General features: G+C 40.0%; 18 protein-coding genes. All 18 read right to left on the reverse strand.

The window, feature by feature from the left end:
• Positions 1–20: 20 nt before the first annotated feature.
• The 18 genes from AC59HZ_RS10890 to AC59HZ_RS10975 all read right to left on the reverse strand — a co-directional run bounded on the left by AC59HZ_RS10890 (position 21) and on the right by AC59HZ_RS10975 (position 17,213).
• Positions 21–707 carry a response regulator gene (locus tag AC59HZ_RS10890; RefSeq protein WP_496545813.1) on the reverse strand — a complete coding sequence of 229 codons (687 nt, stop codon included), beginning with the start codon at positions 705–707 and terminating at the stop codon, positions 21–23.
• Positions 697–2,331, reverse strand: a complete 1,635-nt coding sequence (locus tag AC59HZ_RS10895) for an ATP-binding protein (RefSeq protein WP_496545814.1) — start codon at positions 2,329–2,331, stop codon at positions 697–699. The genes AC59HZ_RS10890 and AC59HZ_RS10895 overlap by 11 nt, the downstream gene beginning before the upstream one ends.
• A gap of 106 nt (positions 2,332–2,437) precedes the next feature.
• A complete protein-coding gene (gene ssuE / locus AC59HZ_RS10900) occupies positions 2,438–2,995 on the reverse strand; it encodes an NADPH-dependent FMN reductase (protein WP_496545815.1) in 558 nt (185 codons plus the stop codon).
• 40 nt (positions 2,996–3,035) lie between these two features.
• Positions 3,036–3,260 (reverse strand): Fur-regulated basic protein FbpA, encoded by a 225-nt coding sequence (locus tag AC59HZ_RS10905; RefSeq protein WP_496546042.1) that lies wholly within the window; start codon positions 3,258–3,260, stop codon positions 3,036–3,038.
• 39 nt (positions 3,261–3,299) lie between these two features.
• Positions 3,300–4,439: an amidohydrolase gene (locus AC59HZ_RS10910; RefSeq protein WP_496545816.1), complete on the reverse strand. Its 1,140-nt coding sequence runs from the start codon at positions 4,437–4,439 to the stop codon at positions 3,300–3,302.
• 16 nt (positions 4,440–4,455) lie between these two features.
• On the reverse strand, positions 4,456–4,968 hold the full coding sequence (locus AC59HZ_RS10915) for a GNAT family N-acetyltransferase (RefSeq protein ID WP_496545817.1): 513 nt from the start codon (positions 4,966–4,968) through the stop codon (positions 4,456–4,458).
• 31 nt (positions 4,969–4,999) lie between these two features.
• Complete coding sequence (locus AC59HZ_RS10920; RefSeq protein ID WP_496545818.1) at positions 5,000–5,770, reverse strand: amino acid ABC transporter ATP-binding protein; 771 nt, start codon at positions 5,768–5,770, stop codon at positions 5,000–5,002.
• Positions 5,767–6,477: an amino acid ABC transporter permease gene (locus AC59HZ_RS10925; RefSeq protein WP_496545819.1), complete on the reverse strand. Its 711-nt coding sequence runs from the start codon at positions 6,475–6,477 to the stop codon at positions 5,767–5,769. Before AC59HZ_RS10925 ends, AC59HZ_RS10920 begins: the two co-directional genes overlap by 4 nt.
• A 15-nt stretch (positions 6,478–6,492) precedes the next feature.
• A complete protein-coding gene (locus tag AC59HZ_RS10930) occupies positions 6,493–7,200 on the reverse strand; it encodes an amino acid ABC transporter permease (protein ID WP_496545820.1) in 708 nt (235 codons plus the stop codon).
• A gap of 35 nt (positions 7,201–7,235) precedes the next feature.
• The gene (locus tag AC59HZ_RS10935; RefSeq protein ID WP_496545821.1) at positions 7,236–8,066 is read right to left on the reverse strand and encodes a transporter substrate-binding domain-containing protein; all 831 of its coding nucleotides are present in this window, start codon (positions 8,064–8,066) and stop codon (positions 7,236–7,238) included.
• Positions 8,067–8,120: 54 nt separating this feature from the next.
• Entirely contained in the window at positions 8,121–8,396 is a 276-nt protein-coding gene (locus AC59HZ_RS10940; protein WP_496545822.1) for a glutaredoxin family protein, read from the reverse strand.
• Between the two features lie 140 nt (positions 8,397–8,536).
• The gene (locus AC59HZ_RS10945) at positions 8,537–9,871 is read right to left on the reverse strand and encodes an LLM class flavin-dependent oxidoreductase (protein ID WP_496545823.1); all 1,335 of its coding nucleotides are present in this window, start codon (positions 9,869–9,871) and stop codon (positions 8,537–8,539) included.
• Positions 9,872–10,015: 144 nt separating this feature from the next.
• Positions 10,016–10,774 carry an alpha/beta hydrolase gene (locus AC59HZ_RS10950; protein WP_496545824.1) on the reverse strand — a complete coding sequence of 253 codons (759 nt, stop codon included), beginning with the start codon at positions 10,772–10,774 and terminating at the stop codon, positions 10,016–10,018.
• An 88-nt stretch (positions 10,775–10,862) separates the two neighbouring features.
• On the reverse strand, positions 10,863–12,194 hold the full coding sequence (locus AC59HZ_RS10955) for an LLM class flavin-dependent oxidoreductase (protein WP_496545825.1): 1,332 nt from the start codon (positions 12,192–12,194) through the stop codon (positions 10,863–10,865).
• 36 nt (positions 12,195–12,230) lie between these two features.
• On the reverse strand, positions 12,231–13,289 hold the full coding sequence (locus tag AC59HZ_RS10960) for an LLM class flavin-dependent oxidoreductase (RefSeq protein ID WP_496545826.1): 1,059 nt from the start codon (positions 13,287–13,289) through the stop codon (positions 12,231–12,233).
• A 39-nt stretch (positions 13,290–13,328) separates the two neighbouring features.
• Positions 13,329–15,344: an ABC transporter ATP-binding protein gene (locus AC59HZ_RS10965; protein WP_496545827.1), complete on the reverse strand. Its 2,016-nt coding sequence runs from the start codon at positions 15,342–15,344 to the stop codon at positions 13,329–13,331.
• A 14-nt stretch (positions 15,345–15,358) separates the two neighbouring features.
• Positions 15,359–16,249, reverse strand: coding sequence for an ABC transporter permease (locus AC59HZ_RS10970; RefSeq protein WP_496545828.1), 891 nt, complete (start codon positions 16,247–16,249; stop codon positions 15,359–15,361).
• Positions 16,250–16,286: 37 nt separating this feature from the next.
• Positions 16,287–17,213 (reverse strand): ABC transporter permease, encoded by a 927-nt coding sequence (locus AC59HZ_RS10975; RefSeq protein ID WP_496546043.1) that lies wholly within the window; start codon positions 17,211–17,213, stop codon positions 16,287–16,289.
• Positions 17,214–17,216 lie beyond the last annotated feature (3 nt).

The raw sequence follows: 17,216 nt of genomic DNA on the forward strand, positions 1-17,216 counted from the left end.
GATGCCTATAGGCACCATTTTTAAATAGGATAATATTTTCGTTCCGGTCTTCCGACAATTCCATAGACCACTTCCGCCTTGGCTTCCTTTATGGATGACAGGTATTCCAAATAGCGCCGCGCTGTGATTCGGGAGGCTCCAATTTCATTTCCCACCTCTTCGGCAGAAAGACCTTGGTTTTTAACCTGTAAAACGTTTTTCACCTTGCCAAGTGTAATTTCATCGATTCCTTTTGGCAATTCAGTTTCCTTTCCTGGTTTTTCAAATTCCTTATTTCCAAAAAGAATGTCCACATATTTTTGATTTATTTCCTGTTTTGAATTTAAAAGATTGTGCTTTTTGATAAAATCGAGAATAACTTCGTCAAATCTTTCCCGATTTACCGGTTTTATCAAATAATTTTCGACTCCATAACCCAATGCTTTTTCAATGAAATCTTTATCAGTCGCTGCTGTAATCATGATAATACTGACCTTTGGAAAACGTTCACGGATGATAGGGAGCAAATCTGATCCAAGCATATCCGGCATATAGATATCCAATATCAATAATTCGGGGGTTTTTTCTTTCAGCATTTCAATTGTCTGACTGCCATTCAGTGCTTTTCCAGCCACTTCAATTTCATTAAATTTGTTTAAAAATTTCTCATGTATATCAGCAATTCGAAAATCATCTTCTGCAATAACCGCTTTTATTTTATTCAACATTTTGACTCCTCTCGTATTCCTTTGGAAGGTACACCGTAAAGACCGTTCCATTTTCAGGATTACTTTGAACCTCAATCATTCCATTCATTTCAGCCACAGCCTCTTCTGCATTTGCGAGGCCAAATCCTCTTGGCTCAGCACCAGTCTTAGAAGAATAACCCCTGTTAAATAGTAAAGGAATTTCTCTTTCACTAATTCCCTTTCCATTATCGGCAATCTCAAAAATGATATCACTTCCGATATCCGTCGTGAACAATTTTACGCTAGGGGAGTCTTTACCATAGACAGCTTCAAAGGCATTATCAATTAAGTTCCCCAGGATAATGATTAGGTTCGAAAGTTTAATATGTGATGGTAATTCCGATAGATAACTGTCTGCTACTATTTCAAAATTTATTTTCTTTTCTGAAGCTTTTCCTAGTTTTCCTAACAGAATCGCCTGCACCTTGGTATCATTAATATGGTTAAAAACAATAGAATTCTGAATCTGCAAACTTTGTGTTTCCGTTTGGATCATCTCGATTGCCTGTTCATATTCGCCGAGCTGAAGCAATCCCATTAATACATATAATTTATTGGTAAATTCATGTGTTTGGGCCCGTAAGTCTTCTGAATAACTTTTTACTTCTGATATGGTATTAACCATTTGCTCAATCTCGGTTTTATCCCGGAAAGAAGCTACGACACCACTAATTCCCGTTTCATCAAAGAGCGGGGTGCAATTGACGATGACGGTTTTATCCTTCCAGACCATTTCTTTATCCTCTTGCGGATTTCCCGTTCTTAGTACCTCATATAAGTAGTCTGATGGGAACAGCCCGTCCACCTTCAAATGGCGGACAGATCCCTTAATATGTAAAAGTCGTTTCGCCGGCTGATTCATCATGGTGATGAATCCATCTTTATTGATGGCCAAAATTCCTTCCTTAACACCATGCAGGACGGCGTTCTTTTCTTTATAAAGTGACGCTATTTCATAGGGTTCAAGCCCCATTGTATCTTTACGGATGTTTCGTCCGAGCAGGATGCTGCCGATAAGCGAAATGATAAGGGCAAATAGTGAAACAAGAAGCACCTTGGAAAGCGTATTCATAATTTGCTGCCTTACATCCTGAAGCAGGAAACCTACAGAAACGATTCCGATTACCTCTCCCTTTTCGTTAAAAATAGGAGATTTCCCTCTAATTGAGGGTCCGAGCGACCCCTTCGCTTTGGAGACATAATATTCTCCTTTGTTAAGGGCCCTTTCATTATCTCCACCCCTCATTTTTTTCCCAAGCTTGGAGGTTATAGGATGTGAATATCTTATTCCCTCTTTGTTTCCGATGACAACGAATTCAGCTCCCGTCTCTTTGCGGATCTTCTCTGCAAGAGGCTGAATCGATTTAGATGGATCGGCTGCTTCGAATGCTGAAATAATGGGAGGGATAAATGAGACCGTTTTCGAGATTTCCAATGCCATCCGGCCCTTGTTTTCCTCTATTTGTTTACTTTCCATATAGCTGAAAAATACAGTCAACAGCAGAATCAACAATAACCCCAGCGATAGGACCAGCCCAAATATTTTTGTCTGTAATAATATTTTTTTCGTTTTCAGGCGGTACACCTCCTTTTGAAGCTTCATGGATTATGTTTAGAAACCATTATATCCTTAATTCCTGGAAAATTGTTTGTAAATGTTTTCATTAATAAAAAAAACGGCAGCACACGGCTGCCGTAAAATCTTACCTTCATAGAATGGACCTTGAAACACTTTCTCGAGTGGTTAATGAAGTGTTTATCGCTTCTAATGATGATTCTAAACGCTCTTTGGCTTCTGAATTTAATTCATAGCGGTTATTTCCTAATTTATTAATTTGATTGTCTAAAATAAATGCCCCTTTTAAAATATTGGTTGCTCCCAAAGCAGCAAGGACAGGTTTTAGGGCATAATCAATCATTAATAGGTGACCAAAAGTTCCGCCAACCGCAATTGGTAAAACAGTCTTACCCTCGAGTCCGCTTTGCGGCAGGAGATCCAAATACGTTTTTAAAACTCCTGTAAATGATGCTTTATAAACCGGTGTGAGAATTACGATAATATTTGAATCCTCAACCTTCTGATTGGCTTTTTTAATTTCTTCACTATCAAACTTCGCCAGAATTAAATCTTCTGCCGGCAGATGGCGGACATTTATAATTTCCGGAGTTGTCTGTACTCCATGGAAATAATTTAAAACATCATGTAAAACACCATTTAATCTCGTTTCCTCTGATGGGCTTCCAGAAATAATTGTAACTTTACTCATCGTTCTAACTCCCTTTCATAAATAATTTATAAATTCCAAATTACCTTTTGTTCGGTTTTTTATTAATCAATTGAATCGACCCAAAATCGCTATGAGGATGATTAAGTGATTGAAATCTTTTATACTCGTCTTCAAGTTGCGTCAAGGATAATTCAAAAAGATGTTGATCATCTTTCTTATAGACATTAAAAGCAATGAGTTTGTCGATTAAATTTTTCCGCTTATTTTCCACAGCTTTTCGAAGAATCTCTCCCAACTCAATCACTCCTATATATAGTCTTTGAATTCCATCTTTCATAAAAATTCAATAATTTAGATTTAACAATTCTCTTGATGTTTCAAATAAATAATACGCCGCTTTTATAAGCGCTGATTCATCAAGAGTGAATGCTGGATGGTGCCATTCCTCGGTCCCATTTGTACCAAAAAAAGCAAATGTTCCTGGAATCTCTTGAAGATAGTAGGAGAAATCCTCACCAGCCATAGAGGGTTCCGGATCGATAACATACAACGACTGCTTTTCGGCAGATTTCTTGGCAACCTCTGTGATTGTTTTATGATTGGTAAGTGGCGGCGGTCCTGCAAACCAATCAATTTCCACTTCATGTGAAAAAGCTTTGGCAATCGCTTCGACAATGTTGTAGAACCTCGACTTTACTTCGTCCCGAATAGCCTGATCAAAGGTTCGAATTGTTCCCTCAAGTTTTACTTCCCCTGGAATGACGTTCCACGTACTGCCGCCAATTATCTTCGTCACACTCAGTACGGCACTATGAAGCGGGGACACATTCCGGCTGACCACGGTCTGAAGGGCCGTAATAAGTTGGCCGGCAGTAAGGATTGGGTCCTTTCCATTTTGCGGTATGGCGGCATGACTTCCTTTACCATACAGAACAATTTGAAAGCGATCTACTGCCGACATTAATGGACCTTCCTTTAAACCAATGGTGCCTACAGGCAAGTCTGGTTTATTGTGAAGACCAATAATCGCCTCAACTCCATCCAATTGTCCGTCATCTATTACCTGTTTAGCGCCTCCTCCTAATTCCTCTGCAGGTTGGAAGAGCAAGCGTATGGTTCCATTTAGCTCAGATTGGTGTCTTTTTAAAAGACGAGCCGCACCAATAAGTGCCGCTGTATGAAAGTCATGACCGCAAGCATGCATGACCCCTTTATTTTTTGATGCATAGGTCAGGCCCATTTTTTCTTCAATCGGAAGTGCATCAATATCCGCACGTACCGCCACAATCGGACCAGTTTCCCCTCCTTTTATGTCAGCAAACACACCCGTTTCCAAATCCGTTTTCCGAAGTGGGATGCCTAGTTCCAGAAGCCATTTTTCAATGGACTTCGTTGTTTCAAATTCTTGTTTCGATAATTCCGGGTATTGATGCAAATGACGACGAATCGATATTAAGTACCGCTCAAATTCCTCCTGATTCATAACAAAAATTCCTTTCCTATAAATCAAATCGATAGCATTTTACTAAAATATCATTGTTCAGAAATTCTTTCGTTCGATCTCGCTTAAACCCAAACCATTCATACAGGCGAATGGCATTCTGCATTTTATCACCGGTGTGCAAATACAATTTATCGGCTCCCTGCGATTTTGCAATATCGAGACTCGCTTTTAATAATTCTTGGGCTATGCCTCGTCCCCGCGCCTCCGGATGAACGGCCAAAAGCCGTACGATCGGAGAAAAAATTTGTAATTCCGGCCTTTGATAGGCCTTTTCCGATGATAGAAATAACTGCAATGTACCAAGAATTTTGTCATCACTTTTCGCAATCAAAATCTTTTCGACGTCTGGATTGTCAACTGATGCCTTAATATTGGTTAAATAAGTCTCCCATACTTGAGGATTCGTATAAGCATCCTCATACTGCTGATAGCTCTCTACTAATAAGTTGCGGACCGTTTCTTTATCTTCTTCCACTAATTCGTCTATGATAATTTGGTCTATCGACATGATGGACACCTTCTCCCAATTCAGTTAGTTTTTAATTCACCCGTTCTTTTAAATATGGAAAAAATGAGTCACTGGAAATGCGCTGCAAGAATCGACGGGTCCGTTCTTCCTTTGGAGCATGAAAAATTTCCAACGGTGTACCTTCTTCTACAATCACTCCTCCATCCATAAACAAAACACGATCCGAAACTTCCCTTGCAAAACTCATTTCATGTGTGACCACGACCATCGTAATCCCTTCCTGAGCGATTGTCTTAATAACGGAAAGCACTTCGCCGACTAATTCTGGATCAAGAGCGGACGTAGGCTCATCAAAGAGAATGACTTCAGGATTTAGCGCCAGTGCCCTTGCAATTCCTACCCGTTGTTGCTGGCCCCCAGATAGTTGCGATGGATAATAGTGTAATTTATCTTGAAGGCCCACTTTTTCAAGCACCCGTTCGCTTCGGTACCTGGCATCCTTTTTCTTCACTTTTTTCGCGACGATCAGCCCTTCCATTACATTTTGCAACACCGTCTTATGTGCAAATAAATTATAATGTTGAAAAACCATCGCCGATTGTTTTCTAATAGACAACATCTCCTTTTTCGTTGCCTTTTCGGTATCGACCTGTATATTTCCAATTTCAACTACGCCTCCATCAGGCTTCTCCAAAAAATTTAAGCATCTAAGCAGCGTCGTTTTTCCCGATCCGCTTGGACCAAGAATCGTTACTACTTCGCCTTTTTCGATTTTCAAGTTAATCCCTTTTAACACATCCGTTTTATGGAATGATTTTTTTATTCCTTTTAAATCAATCATGACACGCCTCCTCGACTATACGATGTCACCCTTTTTTCAAGTAAAAAAGAAATTCCCTCTACCATAACCGTAAGTCCCCAATAGATGATTCCTGCCGCGATAAAGGCCTCTAAAAATTTCAGATTCGTAGAAGCGACGATATTGGCGGCACCCGTCAATTCTTTCTCTGAAACGAGAAATGCAATAGAAGATGTGTGTAAAAAACCGACAAATAGATTAGTAAAATTGGGAATAGACTGAGCCAAAGCCTGTGGTAGAACGATTCGGAACATCGCTTGAAACCTTGTCATCCCCACCGAGTAAGCCGCTTCCAATTGACCAGTCGAAACACTGATGATCCCTGAGCGGATAATTTCAGATAAATAGGCACCTGCGGCTAACGACAAGGCAATCAGTACAAACAATATAATCGGTATTTTGTTTGTTTGAATGTTTAAATCAAATTTGGATGACACCTGATCAATTAATAAGGGGATTCCATAATAAATGACCATAATGTGCATGATGATTGGCGTACCTCTAAAAAAAGAAACATATCCATTCGCTGCCTGATGTAGAAACCTTGTCTTATATATCCTGACTAGTGCCACCGCCAATCCGATTAAAAAACCAACCGCCAAGGGAACAAGGGTTAATATAAGTGTAATGGGAAGAGACTTAATGATTTCTTTAAAAGCGGTCCAGATAAAAGGAATATCGATCGTCATGTATATCCCTCCTTTTTAGGCAGCTGCTGATAGATCAGCTTTCTGATAACGATTGAAATATTTTTCCAGTTTTTTAAATATCTTTTCAAACAATAGAACAACAGAATAATAGATAATAGAAAGAGATATATACACTTCGAGCGCATGGGCGGTTGCTGAAATCAACGTATCCCCTCTCCCCATCATATCCATTACACCAATCGTGAACGCGAGTGAAGTATCTTTTATTGAACCGATAACGGAGTTAGCCACATTAGGAAATGCAATCCGAAGGGCCTGTGGCAATACGATTCGAAAAAAGTTCTGAGTGCTGGTCATTCCCACTGAATAGGCCGCTTCCGTTTGCCCTTTATCAACCGCATGTATGGCTCCTCGGAAAATTTCTGAAAATCCAGCTCCATTACTAATCGCATAAGTAATGATTACGAAATAAATAGCCTCCAGTTTTGAAACATCTATATTGATAATCTGAAGGACGGCAGGTAACCCATAAAAAACAAGGAATAATTGGATTAGAATCGGTGTCCCGCGTATAAAAGAAACATATAAAATGACCAATTGATTTAAGATAGGTATTTTAAACAGCCTCGGTATAGCGGCTGCTACACCGAGGATAAGTCCTAGAAAAATAGATGCTGCTAAAATCTGAAGAGTCACCCCTAGATAATGAAATAATGTCGGTATAAATTCGATAATTAATGAAGGATCAAATGCTTTCCCCATTTATTAGCCACCTCCAAACACTAACTTTCAACTGGTTAAAAGTTGACTGTGTAGTCAGCTCCCAGCCATTTTTTACTTAATTCACTGACTACCCCTTCTTTTTTCAGCTCAACGAGTGCTTCGTCGATTCTCTTTTGCAGCGGTGTTTCATCCTTTCTAAGAAGGAAATAAACTTTTGAATTCAAGAGCGGTTCACCGACCACTTTTTGCTGAGCATCAACAGCCTTATTATTAAAATCTACTGAGAAGGGTGTTGTAATCGTGGCATCTGCCCTGCCTGTTTTGAGTTGATTAATCGTTGAATCAGGTCCATTACCTGCATAGACAATTTCAATTCCAGCATTATTTTCCTTGTTATACTTTTCAAGGAAAACAGCGGAGTTACTAGTTGCACTGACGATCGCCTTTTTCCCTTTTAAATCTTTAATGGAGTGAATATCATTATTATTTTTATTGACCGTTACATGAAGAGGAAAGATATTATAAGGTTCGTTATTAAAAAGAAACTTCTTTTGACGCTCTTCATTCACTTCCATTTGGTGGGCAATAAAATCGATTTTATTTGTTTCTAAGCTAATTAACAGATTTGAAAACTCCATCGTCTTGAATTCAAACTGATATTCTGGCAGCTTTTCATCAATCTTCCGAACTAATTCCACATCATAACCGGTTAATTTTCCATTCTTATCAATAAAGCAGACATTTGGAAACTGTGTCCCTGTTCCAACTATTATTTTTTGAACCTTCGTTTCACCTTTACCTGTTTCCGAGCTTGCCTTGGAAGTGATATTCGTTTCTTGTGAAGAGCATGCACCCAGCGCTAGAGTTAGCAGTACCGTTATTAAAATCGTTAATTTTTTCTTCATATCACTTGCACCTATCCTTTTTATTTACTTGAATTTCTATTGATTTAGTCGGAATTATTTTAATATTTTATGATTAAATTTTTCTAGCACTTTTTCGATATGCTCTATTCCGACTTGTGTGACTCCCTCATATACCTCATCATGACCAATTTCAACCACTGGTACATGGCGGACACCATACTTGACTTCCAAAATATCTCTGCGTTCATCATGGTGGGTCACATCGATCGTTTCGTAATTTATTCCTCGTTCCTCAAAATATTGTTTTACCTCTCCGCAATAGCGGCACCCTTCTTTAGCCCAAACTACAACAGATAATTCTTTTCCCATTTTTTATTCCTCCTATAATTTTGATATATTTTTAATAAAATAGGCTCTTTATTAAAAGATTCATTCTCTTTTAATAAAGAGCCTCTAGTTGTCTAGCCGGCAGATATTCAGATTAGAAAAACTATATTTAGTCAGTTTTATCATTTGGTTATCACCTTTTTTGCATATCGGTTTTTCGGAAAAGGAATTCCCAGGTTTCCGCGTAATGTGTCAGCCTCGTATTCGGTTCTATATAATCCGCGTTTTTGCAGAATCGGCACGACATGATCCACAAAATCATTCAATCCATGTGGAACTGCTGAACCAATAATAAACCCATCAGCGCCATCAGCTTCAAACCATTCCTGAATAAGATCCGCTACTTTTTCCGGAGTTCCAAAAAAAGCAGGCTTTGGTGTTGTCTCTCTTAATGCAACTTGGCGGAGCGTTAAATTTTGTTCATTTGCTTGCTTTTTAATTCGATTAGTATGACTTTGGAAGCTATTTTGACCTAAGTCTCCCAGATCAGGGAACGGTTCATCAAGTGGATATACTGAAAAATCGTGATGCTCAAAATATCGGCCCAAATAATCCAACGCTTTATCAATAGAAACCAGATTAGCAATTTCTTGATATTTTCTTTCTGCCTCTTCCTCTGAAGCCGCAATGATTGGTGCGATTCCTGGCAGGATGACGAGCTCATCTGGATTACGTCCATAAGCTTTTGCTCTTTCTTTGACATCCCGATAAAATTCTTGTGCTGCTGCTAATGTTGGATGGCCAGTAAAGATGGCATCTGCTTCTTTGGCTGCAAGATCTTTTCCTGCCTCTGAGGAACCAGCTTGAAATATGACCGGTCTGCCTTGCTTTGATCTGCCGATATTAAGCGGACCTTGTACGGAGAAAAATTCCCCTCTATGATTCAAATGATGTAATTTATCTGGATCAAAGAATACTCCAGTTTCTTTATCCCGGACAAATGTGTCATCCTCCCAAGAATCCCAAAGTCCTTTGGCTACCTGCAAATATTCAGCTGCAATCCGGTATCTTTTGGCGTGATCAGGATGTTCTTCGATCGATTTACAGAAGTTGAGAGCCGTTTTTTCAAGTGGTGAGGTAACCACATTCCATCCAGCCCGGCCTTGGCTGATATGGTCAAGCGATGAAAATTGCCTTGCAACATTGAACGGTTCACTATACGAGGTTGATAGTGTACCCACGAGACCTATTCTCGAAGTGACCGCAGCAAGGGCAGACAAAATGGTAAGTGGTTCAAACCGATTTAAAAAGTGTGGGATCGACTTCTCGTTAATATGCAACCCATCCGCAATAAAGACTAAGTCAAATTTCCCTTCTTCCGCTTTCTGAGCCTGATTGGTGTAAAATTCCAAACTGACACTTGCATCTTCTTGAATATTGGGATGCCTCCATCCAGCAATATTTCCGCCAACACCATGAATAATTGCGCCAAATTTCAATTGTTTTGGATTAGGCATTTAAGATCCTCCTTTTTAACTCCTAGTTATTTGATAGGAATACTTTTTATTGTTCTTGTGCTTTATCCTACCACTTAAATATTGGGAATTCTATACTTTATCTGATAGAAAAATTTATTGTTTTCATTCGGAAATTCTATCAATCTAACTTACACCCTGGCTAATATGCTGTTGAACAAAACGTTGGCACTCCTCTATAATTAGATCCTTGTCATGGTCCAAAGATGCCACATGATAGGAATTTTCCAGAACAATCATGTCCTTTCCTGCAGACCCTATATGATTCATAATATAATCTGTATTTTCCGGCGGAACGACATGATCGACTGCCGACTTAACACCTAAAACTGGACAACGAATATCCGGTATTATTGCTGGTGTTATGTCCATTAAAGTTTGCAGTTGATGAATGGCTTTAATGGGTACTTTGTCATAAGTGATTTCATTAACATCCTTTGCCTTAATATCCGGATTTCCTTCAACAATAAATCTTGGAAGGGCTTTTCCCCTTAAATGGTCATAAGACGGAAGCGTTAATGCTGGATTAACCAAGATAATTCCTTTTACATCCCGATATTTATGAGCAAGCCAAAGCGCCAGAGTCCCACCCATTGACTGGCCTAATACAAAAATGCTGTTGCAATGTTGGGCTAATTTTTGATAGCCCTTTTTCAAAGATTCAAACCACTCTTCATGTGTGCAATTCTCTAAATCATAATAATGGGTTCCATGCCCTTTTAATCTTTGTGCCAAAACCGAATACCCCAATTGTGCAAGCTTTTCGCCAACGTAATGCACACTTTGTGGAGTACCGACAAATCCATGTGAAATGAGAATCCCAATATTGCTTTCCTTATAAAAAAATTCTTCTGCCCCCTTAATAATAGGAAATCTTTCTTCCATCTTTTTCACCCTCCTTTTTATTAAATCAAACTAAACACATTAACTTAGTGGGAATTAGAGCAATAAAAAAAGCCGATATTTTATTCAGTTATAAAGATACAAATTGATTTTTTGGAAACGGCAGACCGTAATGATCTCTCAATGTATATCCTGTATACTCCGTCCTAAAGAGCTGTCTGCGCTGCAATTCTGGTATAACTAAATTGACAAATGGTTCGAAATCACGATTCATTACTTGTGGCATGATATTAAAACCATCAGCTGCTTTGTTAAGAAACCAAAATTCAAGTTCATCCGCAATTCTCTTTGGGGTCCCGCTGATTGTAAAATGTCCCCTTCCTCCTCCTAAACGAATCAATAATTGTTTAACGGTAAGATTTTCACTTTGAGCCATTTTTATGATCAAATGAGTGCGACTTTGGTGACCCTGAATTTCCACTGTATCAGGAAGATTGGGCAGCGGTTCATCTAAAGAAACGGAAGTTAGATCCACCCCAATTCTATTCGAAAGCTGTATTAAACTATGGCTAAAATTCATGAATTCGGCTAACTCTTCTTCTCTTTCTCTGGCATACTCATCTGTATTCCCTATAATAAAACTAATCCCCGGCAATATTTTCACTTGATTCGGGTCCCTGCCGTTCCTGGCTATCCTTGCTTTTACATCTTGATAAAAAGCTCTTGCATCTTCAAAGGATTGCTGTGCGGTAAAAATGGCATCAGCATATTGAGTGGAAAACTCCTTTCCATCCTCTGATGTTCCTGCTTGAACGAGTACCGGTCTTTTCTGTGGGGAACTTGGAATGTTTAACGGTCCACGAACATTAAAGAATTCTCCCTTATGATGAATTTCATGTACTTTATGTTTGTCTGCAAAAATCCCATTCACTTTATCAGCTAGAATAGCATCATCTTCCCAGCTATCCCAAAGCTTCCTCGTTACTTCTAAGAATTCTTTTGCTTTTTTATAGCGTTTAGCATGATCAGGGATTTCTTCAAGATTAAAATTTTGTGCTTCACTATCAGTTCCAGAAGTTATGATATTCCAGCCAGCACGCCCATTGCTCAGAAAATCAAGGGAAGAAAATCTTCGCGCAACATTGTAAGGCTCATTAAAACTTGTAGATACAGTTCCAATTAATCCTATACGATCCGTAACTGCTGCCAAAGCCGATAATAATGAAGTTGGTTCATAGGAAATAAGCGGCCCGTTATCGACAGTCTTTGGTGAAGTTGAAATACGATCTGCGAGAAAGATAGAATCCATTTTTGCCATTTCTGCTTTTTGAGCCAATTGTTTATAATAAGAGAAGTTCATCAATTGATCAGAGGTCGATTCCGGATGACGCCATGAGGCCTCATGATGTCCCATATTATACAAAAATAGATTTAGATGCATTTTTCTCCTTAGTTTGCTCATGAATACCCCTTTCTGTCAGAATTCACAATTATTGTATTAAGATTCCACCACAGCCGCTTCCGTTTCCCAAACTGTACTTGGAACCTCTCGTCTAAGAACTGGCATAACATCCGTAGCAAACCTTTCTAGCTGCTCATATTGTTCTTCCTTACTTAAGCCACCCACACTTATACTTTGTACTTGATGTCCGAATGCCTGGTGATATTTGAGTATCTTCTCTATAACAAATTCTGCGCTTCCAATTAAGGCTGAGCCATTTTCAACGTGATCCTCAAGATCCTTAAATGGTGATTGGTTATGTTTTGCGGCCTCTGTATTCATTTGAATATCATAGTACGGCCGGAAACGGTTAATAGCTTCTTCCTTTGTATCGGCCAAGTACAAACTTCCAGCCCCAGCACCGACAACCGCTTTTTTCGAATCAAACCCATAATATTCTAAACGTTCGCGGTAATGGTCGATTAATGCTTTATATTTAGCCATTGGATGAAAAGCATTAGATGAAAAAATGGGCTCTCCATTCTTTGCTGCCAGTTCAGTAGAAAGTGGGCTCGATGCACTCCCATGCCAAATAGGTATCCGATTTTGATATGGTCTTGGTTCTGTCGTTACATTATATAATGGCGAACGGTAGTTTCCTTCCCACGAGACATTTTCTTCCGTCCATAAGCGGTTAAGAAGATCGTAACGCTCAGAAAGGGAAGCCCATTGCTCCTCCTCCGTTATTCCAAATAACGGGTAATGGCGTGGATCATTGCCTTTGCCAATCATCAATTCTAATCGCCCACCAGAAAGATGGTCAAGAGTAGCATAATCCTCTGCGACTCTAACCGGGTCAAGCACACTTAAAACTGAAACAGTTGGCAGTAAGCGAATTTTTGAGGTTTTGGCAGCAATCGCTGTTAACATTACAGCTGGAGAGGATGATAAAAACGGTGCCCCATGCCGCTCACCTACCCCATAGCCATCAAAACCTAACGATTCTGCCAAAACGGCCTGATCAATCACTTGTTGAATTCTTTCCTGTGCCGTTAAATTTTCACCTGTTACACCATTTAGATGATTACTCATAAGGTCAAACAAAACAATTTTCATTAGTAGTTCCCCCCGTTCAGTTCTTGTCCTTCTACTTTTTTAAATAGGATTATGGCAGGCAGCCCAATGCCCTTTATTAATTTCCCTAAATCGGGGTTGTTCTTCTCGACAACGGGCCGTCGCAGCCGGACAACGGGTATGAAAACGGCAGCCGCTCGGCGGATTCGATGGGGATGGTATTTCTCCCTGTATAGATATCCGTTCCCTGGTGTAGAAAGGATCAGCGACTGGAATTGAATCAATTAGTCCTTTGGTATAATGGTGGGCAGGATGCAAGAACAGTTCTTCACTATCGGCCAATTCCACCAGTTGACCTAAATACATCACCCCAATACGATCTGAGACATGACGGACAATATTTAAACCATGTGCGATAAATAAATAGGTTAAATTGCGCTCTTTCTGTAAATCCTGCAATAAATTAATAATCTGTGCCTGAACAGAAACATCTAACGCTGACACAGCTTCATCAGCTAGAATAAACTGTGGATTTAGCGCAAGTGCTCTTGCGATAGCAATACGCTGACGCTGCCCGCCAGAAAATTCATGTGGATATCGATCAAACCCGTTTTTATTTAGGCCAACTTTCTCTAACAAGTCTTGAACCCTATTTTTCTTTTCTTTTAGACTTAGTGTTTCATGAACTTGAAATGGCTCGCCAATAATATCGCCAACCTTCCATCGAGGATTTACAGAACCATAGGGGTCTTGATAAATCACTTGCATATCTTTCCGCTTTTCACGTAATTCTCCTGCCCCCAATTTTGTTAAATTCCGGTCTTGAAAAAAAACGTTACCACTAGTCAACTTTTCCAACTGTAAAAGAACCCGGCCCAATGTCGACTTTCCACTGCCTGATTCTCCAACAAGACCAAATGTCTCTCCCTTTTCAATGGTGAATGAGACTTTGTCCACTGCTCTAATAAAGGATTGGTTTCGAGAAAAAAGACTTTTTCCAATCGGATAATATTTACTCACTTCCTGAATTGTAAACAAAGTTGCTGCAGAGTGCTTTGAGCTGGTTAGAACTTCATTTTCAGACACCAGCACTTTTTCTTCTACTGATTGTTTCCAATCAGTCTTCAATATTTCCTCTGCATACCAGCAAGCAGTTTGTCGATTATTCACTTCTATTAAAGGCGGTGATTCTACTCTACAACGATCCGTTGCAAAGGGGCAGCGGGGATGAAACTGGCAACCCGATGGCAAATTGGCCAATCCCGGGATAGATCCATTGATAGAATAGAGTTTTTTACTTCGATCACTATCCATCGTCGTAATCGACTGCATCAACCCACGTGTATAAGGATGATGGGGCTGATCAAACAATTGTGCTGCCGTTGCCTGCTCTACGATTCGGCCGGCATACATCACAATAATCCGGTCTGCCATTTCTGCTGCAACGCCCATATCATGTGTAATTAAAAGAATAGACATGCCAAACTCAGTTTTCAATTCTTGAAGTAGTTTCAAAATTTGTGCTTGTATGGTAACATCCAGGGCCGTCGTAGGTTCATCCGCTATGAGAAGGTCCGGTCCGCAAGCAAGCGCCATCGCAATCATGGCCCGTTGCAGCATGCCTCCAGATAACTCGTTCGGATATTGATTCAATCGTAGTTCAGCATCGGATATGCCCACTCGTTCAAGCAAATAAAGGGCACGTTTTTTCGCATGCAGTTTAGTAGATTGCTTGTTTTCAAGAATGGTTTCGATAATCTGGCTTCCTATTGTAAACACGGGATCGAAAGCAGCCATTGGCTCTTGAAAGATCATCGCCACTTTCTTACCTCGAATCGAACGGAGCTTCTTTTGAGAGAGTTGGGTGAGGTCAACTCCATTCAGTACTATACTTCCATCTGAAATCATTCCATTTTCATAATCGATTAGCCTCATGATTGCCTTTGAGGTAACACTTTTCCCGCTTCCAGACTCTCCGACAAGGCAGACAGTCTCCCCGGCTTTAATATGTAGCGATACATCGTTTATGGCGGTAAGAACAGAATCTTTTAACGCAAAATCTACCTTTAAATGCTGGATGTCAAGTAACTTCTCCATTTGAGGTTCCTCCTTTATCTCTTTTTACTTATTTTTGGATCAAAGGTATCCCGCAGTTTATCCCCCATAATGTTTACAGAGAGAACCAAAAGAGTAATCGCTAAGCCAGGAAAAGTACATATCCACCATCCTACCGTCAAATAACCGCGTCCCTGTGAAAGTAGTGCTCCCCAATCAGGAATTTCTTTAATTACTCCCAGTCCAAGAAAACTTAACCCTGCCCCAATTAAAATGGAGGATCCTAGACCAATTGTTGCCATGACTAACAGAGGGGACCAGGAATTGGGCAGCAGGTGCCATAGAAAAATCTTCCACTCCGGTGTACCAATTGAGCGAGAGGCAACTACATACTGGCGTTTTTTTATCGCTATCATCTGCCCTCTCATGACCCGTGCATATCCTGGAATGGATGCTGCAGCAACCGCTAAGACAATATTAAATAAACCAGGCCCGAGTGCGGCAGCAATCGCTAAGGAAAGGAGAACCGCAGGAATGGTCATCAAAATCTCAATAAACCTCATAAAAACGACATCTATGAAGCCACCAAAATAACCGGCTCCGGAACCTATTATTCCGCCTATTAATCCTCCAATGAGAACGGAAGCAATCCCAATTATAAGCGAGTCCCTGCTTCCATAAATGACAAGACTTAAAACGTCTCGCCCAAAATAATCTGTTCCAAACCAATGTGCCGAATTTGGGGCACTTAAGGTATGGGCTGTATCCATAAAGGTTGGCGAATAGGGGGCAATCCACTTTGGAAATAAGGCGCAGGTAATAATGAAGATTACAATTATACCTGCACCATAAATAAAGAAGTTTGAAACGGAGAAGTTTGTGTTTAATCTTGCAAACTTCCATTTTGGAACCTGAAGCACCGATTTGGTATTAACCACTTCCTTCATTATATTTCCCTCCAGCTTATAATTTTTCTATTACCTTTTAGTTAGTCCTGCGTACCCTTGGGTCAATGATCGAATAGGATAGATCTACTAACAGATTGATAATCACAAATACAATCGCACTGAAGAAGACAACACCTTGTATTACAGGCAGGTCTTTCGCCATAATGGCATCCGCAACAATTCGGCCGATTCCTTGTCTTGAAAATACCGTTTCTATAACGACTGTACCGGCCATAAGCTCTCCAATATTTAGACCAATGATGGTAATCGCAGGAATAAGGGCGTTGCGAAGAGCATGTCGATACATGACTGCACGTTCGGAAAGGCCTTTAGCCCTTAATGTAACAATGAATGGTTCATTAATCACTTCCAGCATACTAGTACGCACCATTCGAATGATTAATCCTGCACCTACAAAACCGAGGGAAAGTGATGGAAGGGCAATTGTTTTCCAGCCATCTGAACCCATTGCAGGAAACCAGTTCAGGAATACTGAAAAAATTAATATAAGTAAAATCCCCGACCAAAATGTCGGCATCGATATCCCAAATAAACCGATCAAACGGGCGATAAAATCGATCCATTTATTACGGTAAATCGCAGATAATACACCAAAAAATACACCAATTATAATCGAAACTAAAGCGCTGGCTAGTGTTAGAGCAAGCGTAGCAGGAAAGTGTTCTAAAATCTTGGGAAGAACCAGATCCCTGTTGACTAACGATTGACCGAAGTCCCCATGTAGGACACTCATAAAATAGTGTAAGAATTGCAGATAAAACGGTTGATCCAGCCCCAATTCCTTGCGTAAATTTGCTACCATTTCGGGTGTGGCAACAGAGGGATCAAGCATAGAAAGCACTGGATCCCCCGGCAGCAGATAAATGATGCAAAAGACAAGGACTAAGGAGCCAAAAATCGATACAACTGCAGTCAATAATTTTAAAAGGATCTTGTTCAGTATAGC

The organism is Neobacillus sp. DZ-9 (assembly GCF_059587065.1).

Coding starts and splice junctions, on each gene's coding strand:
- AC59HZ_RS10890 (WP_496545813.1), bottom strand. CDS start 707: ATGTTGAATAAAATAAAAGCGGTTATTGCAGAAGATGATTTTCGAATT.
- AC59HZ_RS10965 (WP_496545827.1), bottom strand. CDS start 15,344: ATGGAGAAGTTACTTGACATCCAGCATTTAAAGGTAGATTTTGCGTTA.
- AC59HZ_RS10920 (WP_496545818.1), bottom strand. CDS start 5,770: ATGATTGATTTAAAAGGAATAAAAAAATCATTCCATAAAACGGATGTG.
- AC59HZ_RS10970 (WP_496545828.1), bottom strand. CDS start 16,249: ATGAAGGAAGTGGTTAATACCAAATCGGTGCTTCAGGTTCCAAAATGG.
- AC59HZ_RS10915 (WP_496545817.1), bottom strand. CDS start 4,968: ATGTCGATAGACCAAATTATCATAGACGAATTAGTGGAAGAAGATAAA.
- AC59HZ_RS10925 (WP_496545819.1), bottom strand. CDS start 6,477: ATGACGATCGATATTCCTTTTATCTGGACCGCTTTTAAAGAAATCATT.
- AC59HZ_RS10950 (WP_496545824.1), bottom strand. CDS start 10,774: ATGGAAGAAAGATTTCCTATTATTAAGGGGGCAGAAGAATTTTTTTAT.
- ssuE (WP_496545815.1), bottom strand. CDS start 2,995: ATGAGTAAAGTTACAATTATTTCTGGAAGCCCATCAGAGGAAACGAGA.
- AC59HZ_RS10955 (WP_496545825.1), bottom strand. CDS start 12,194: ATGAGCAAACTAAGGAGAAAAATGCATCTAAATCTATTTTTGTATAAT.
- AC59HZ_RS10945 (WP_496545823.1), bottom strand. CDS start 9,871: ATGCCTAATCCAAAACAATTGAAATTTGGCGCAATTATTCATGGTGTT.
- AC59HZ_RS10935 (WP_496545821.1), bottom strand. CDS start 8,066: ATGAAGAAAAAATTAACGATTTTAATAACGGTACTGCTAACTCTAGCG.
- AC59HZ_RS10930 (WP_496545820.1), bottom strand. CDS start 7,200: ATGGGGAAAGCATTTGATCCTTCATTAATTATCGAATTTATACCGACA.
- AC59HZ_RS10895 (WP_496545814.1), bottom strand. CDS start 2,331: ATGAAGCTTCAAAAGGAGGTGTACCGCCTGAAAACGAAAAAAATATTA.
- AC59HZ_RS10940 (WP_496545822.1), bottom strand. CDS start 8,396: ATGGGAAAAGAATTATCTGTTGTAGTTTGGGCTAAAGAAGGGTGCCGC.
- AC59HZ_RS10960 (WP_496545826.1), bottom strand. CDS start 13,289: ATGAAAATTGTTTTGTTTGACCTTATGAGTAATCATCTAAATGGTGTA.
- AC59HZ_RS10910 (WP_496545816.1), bottom strand. CDS start 4,439: ATGAATCAGGAGGAATTTGAGCGGTACTTAATATCGATTCGTCGTCAT.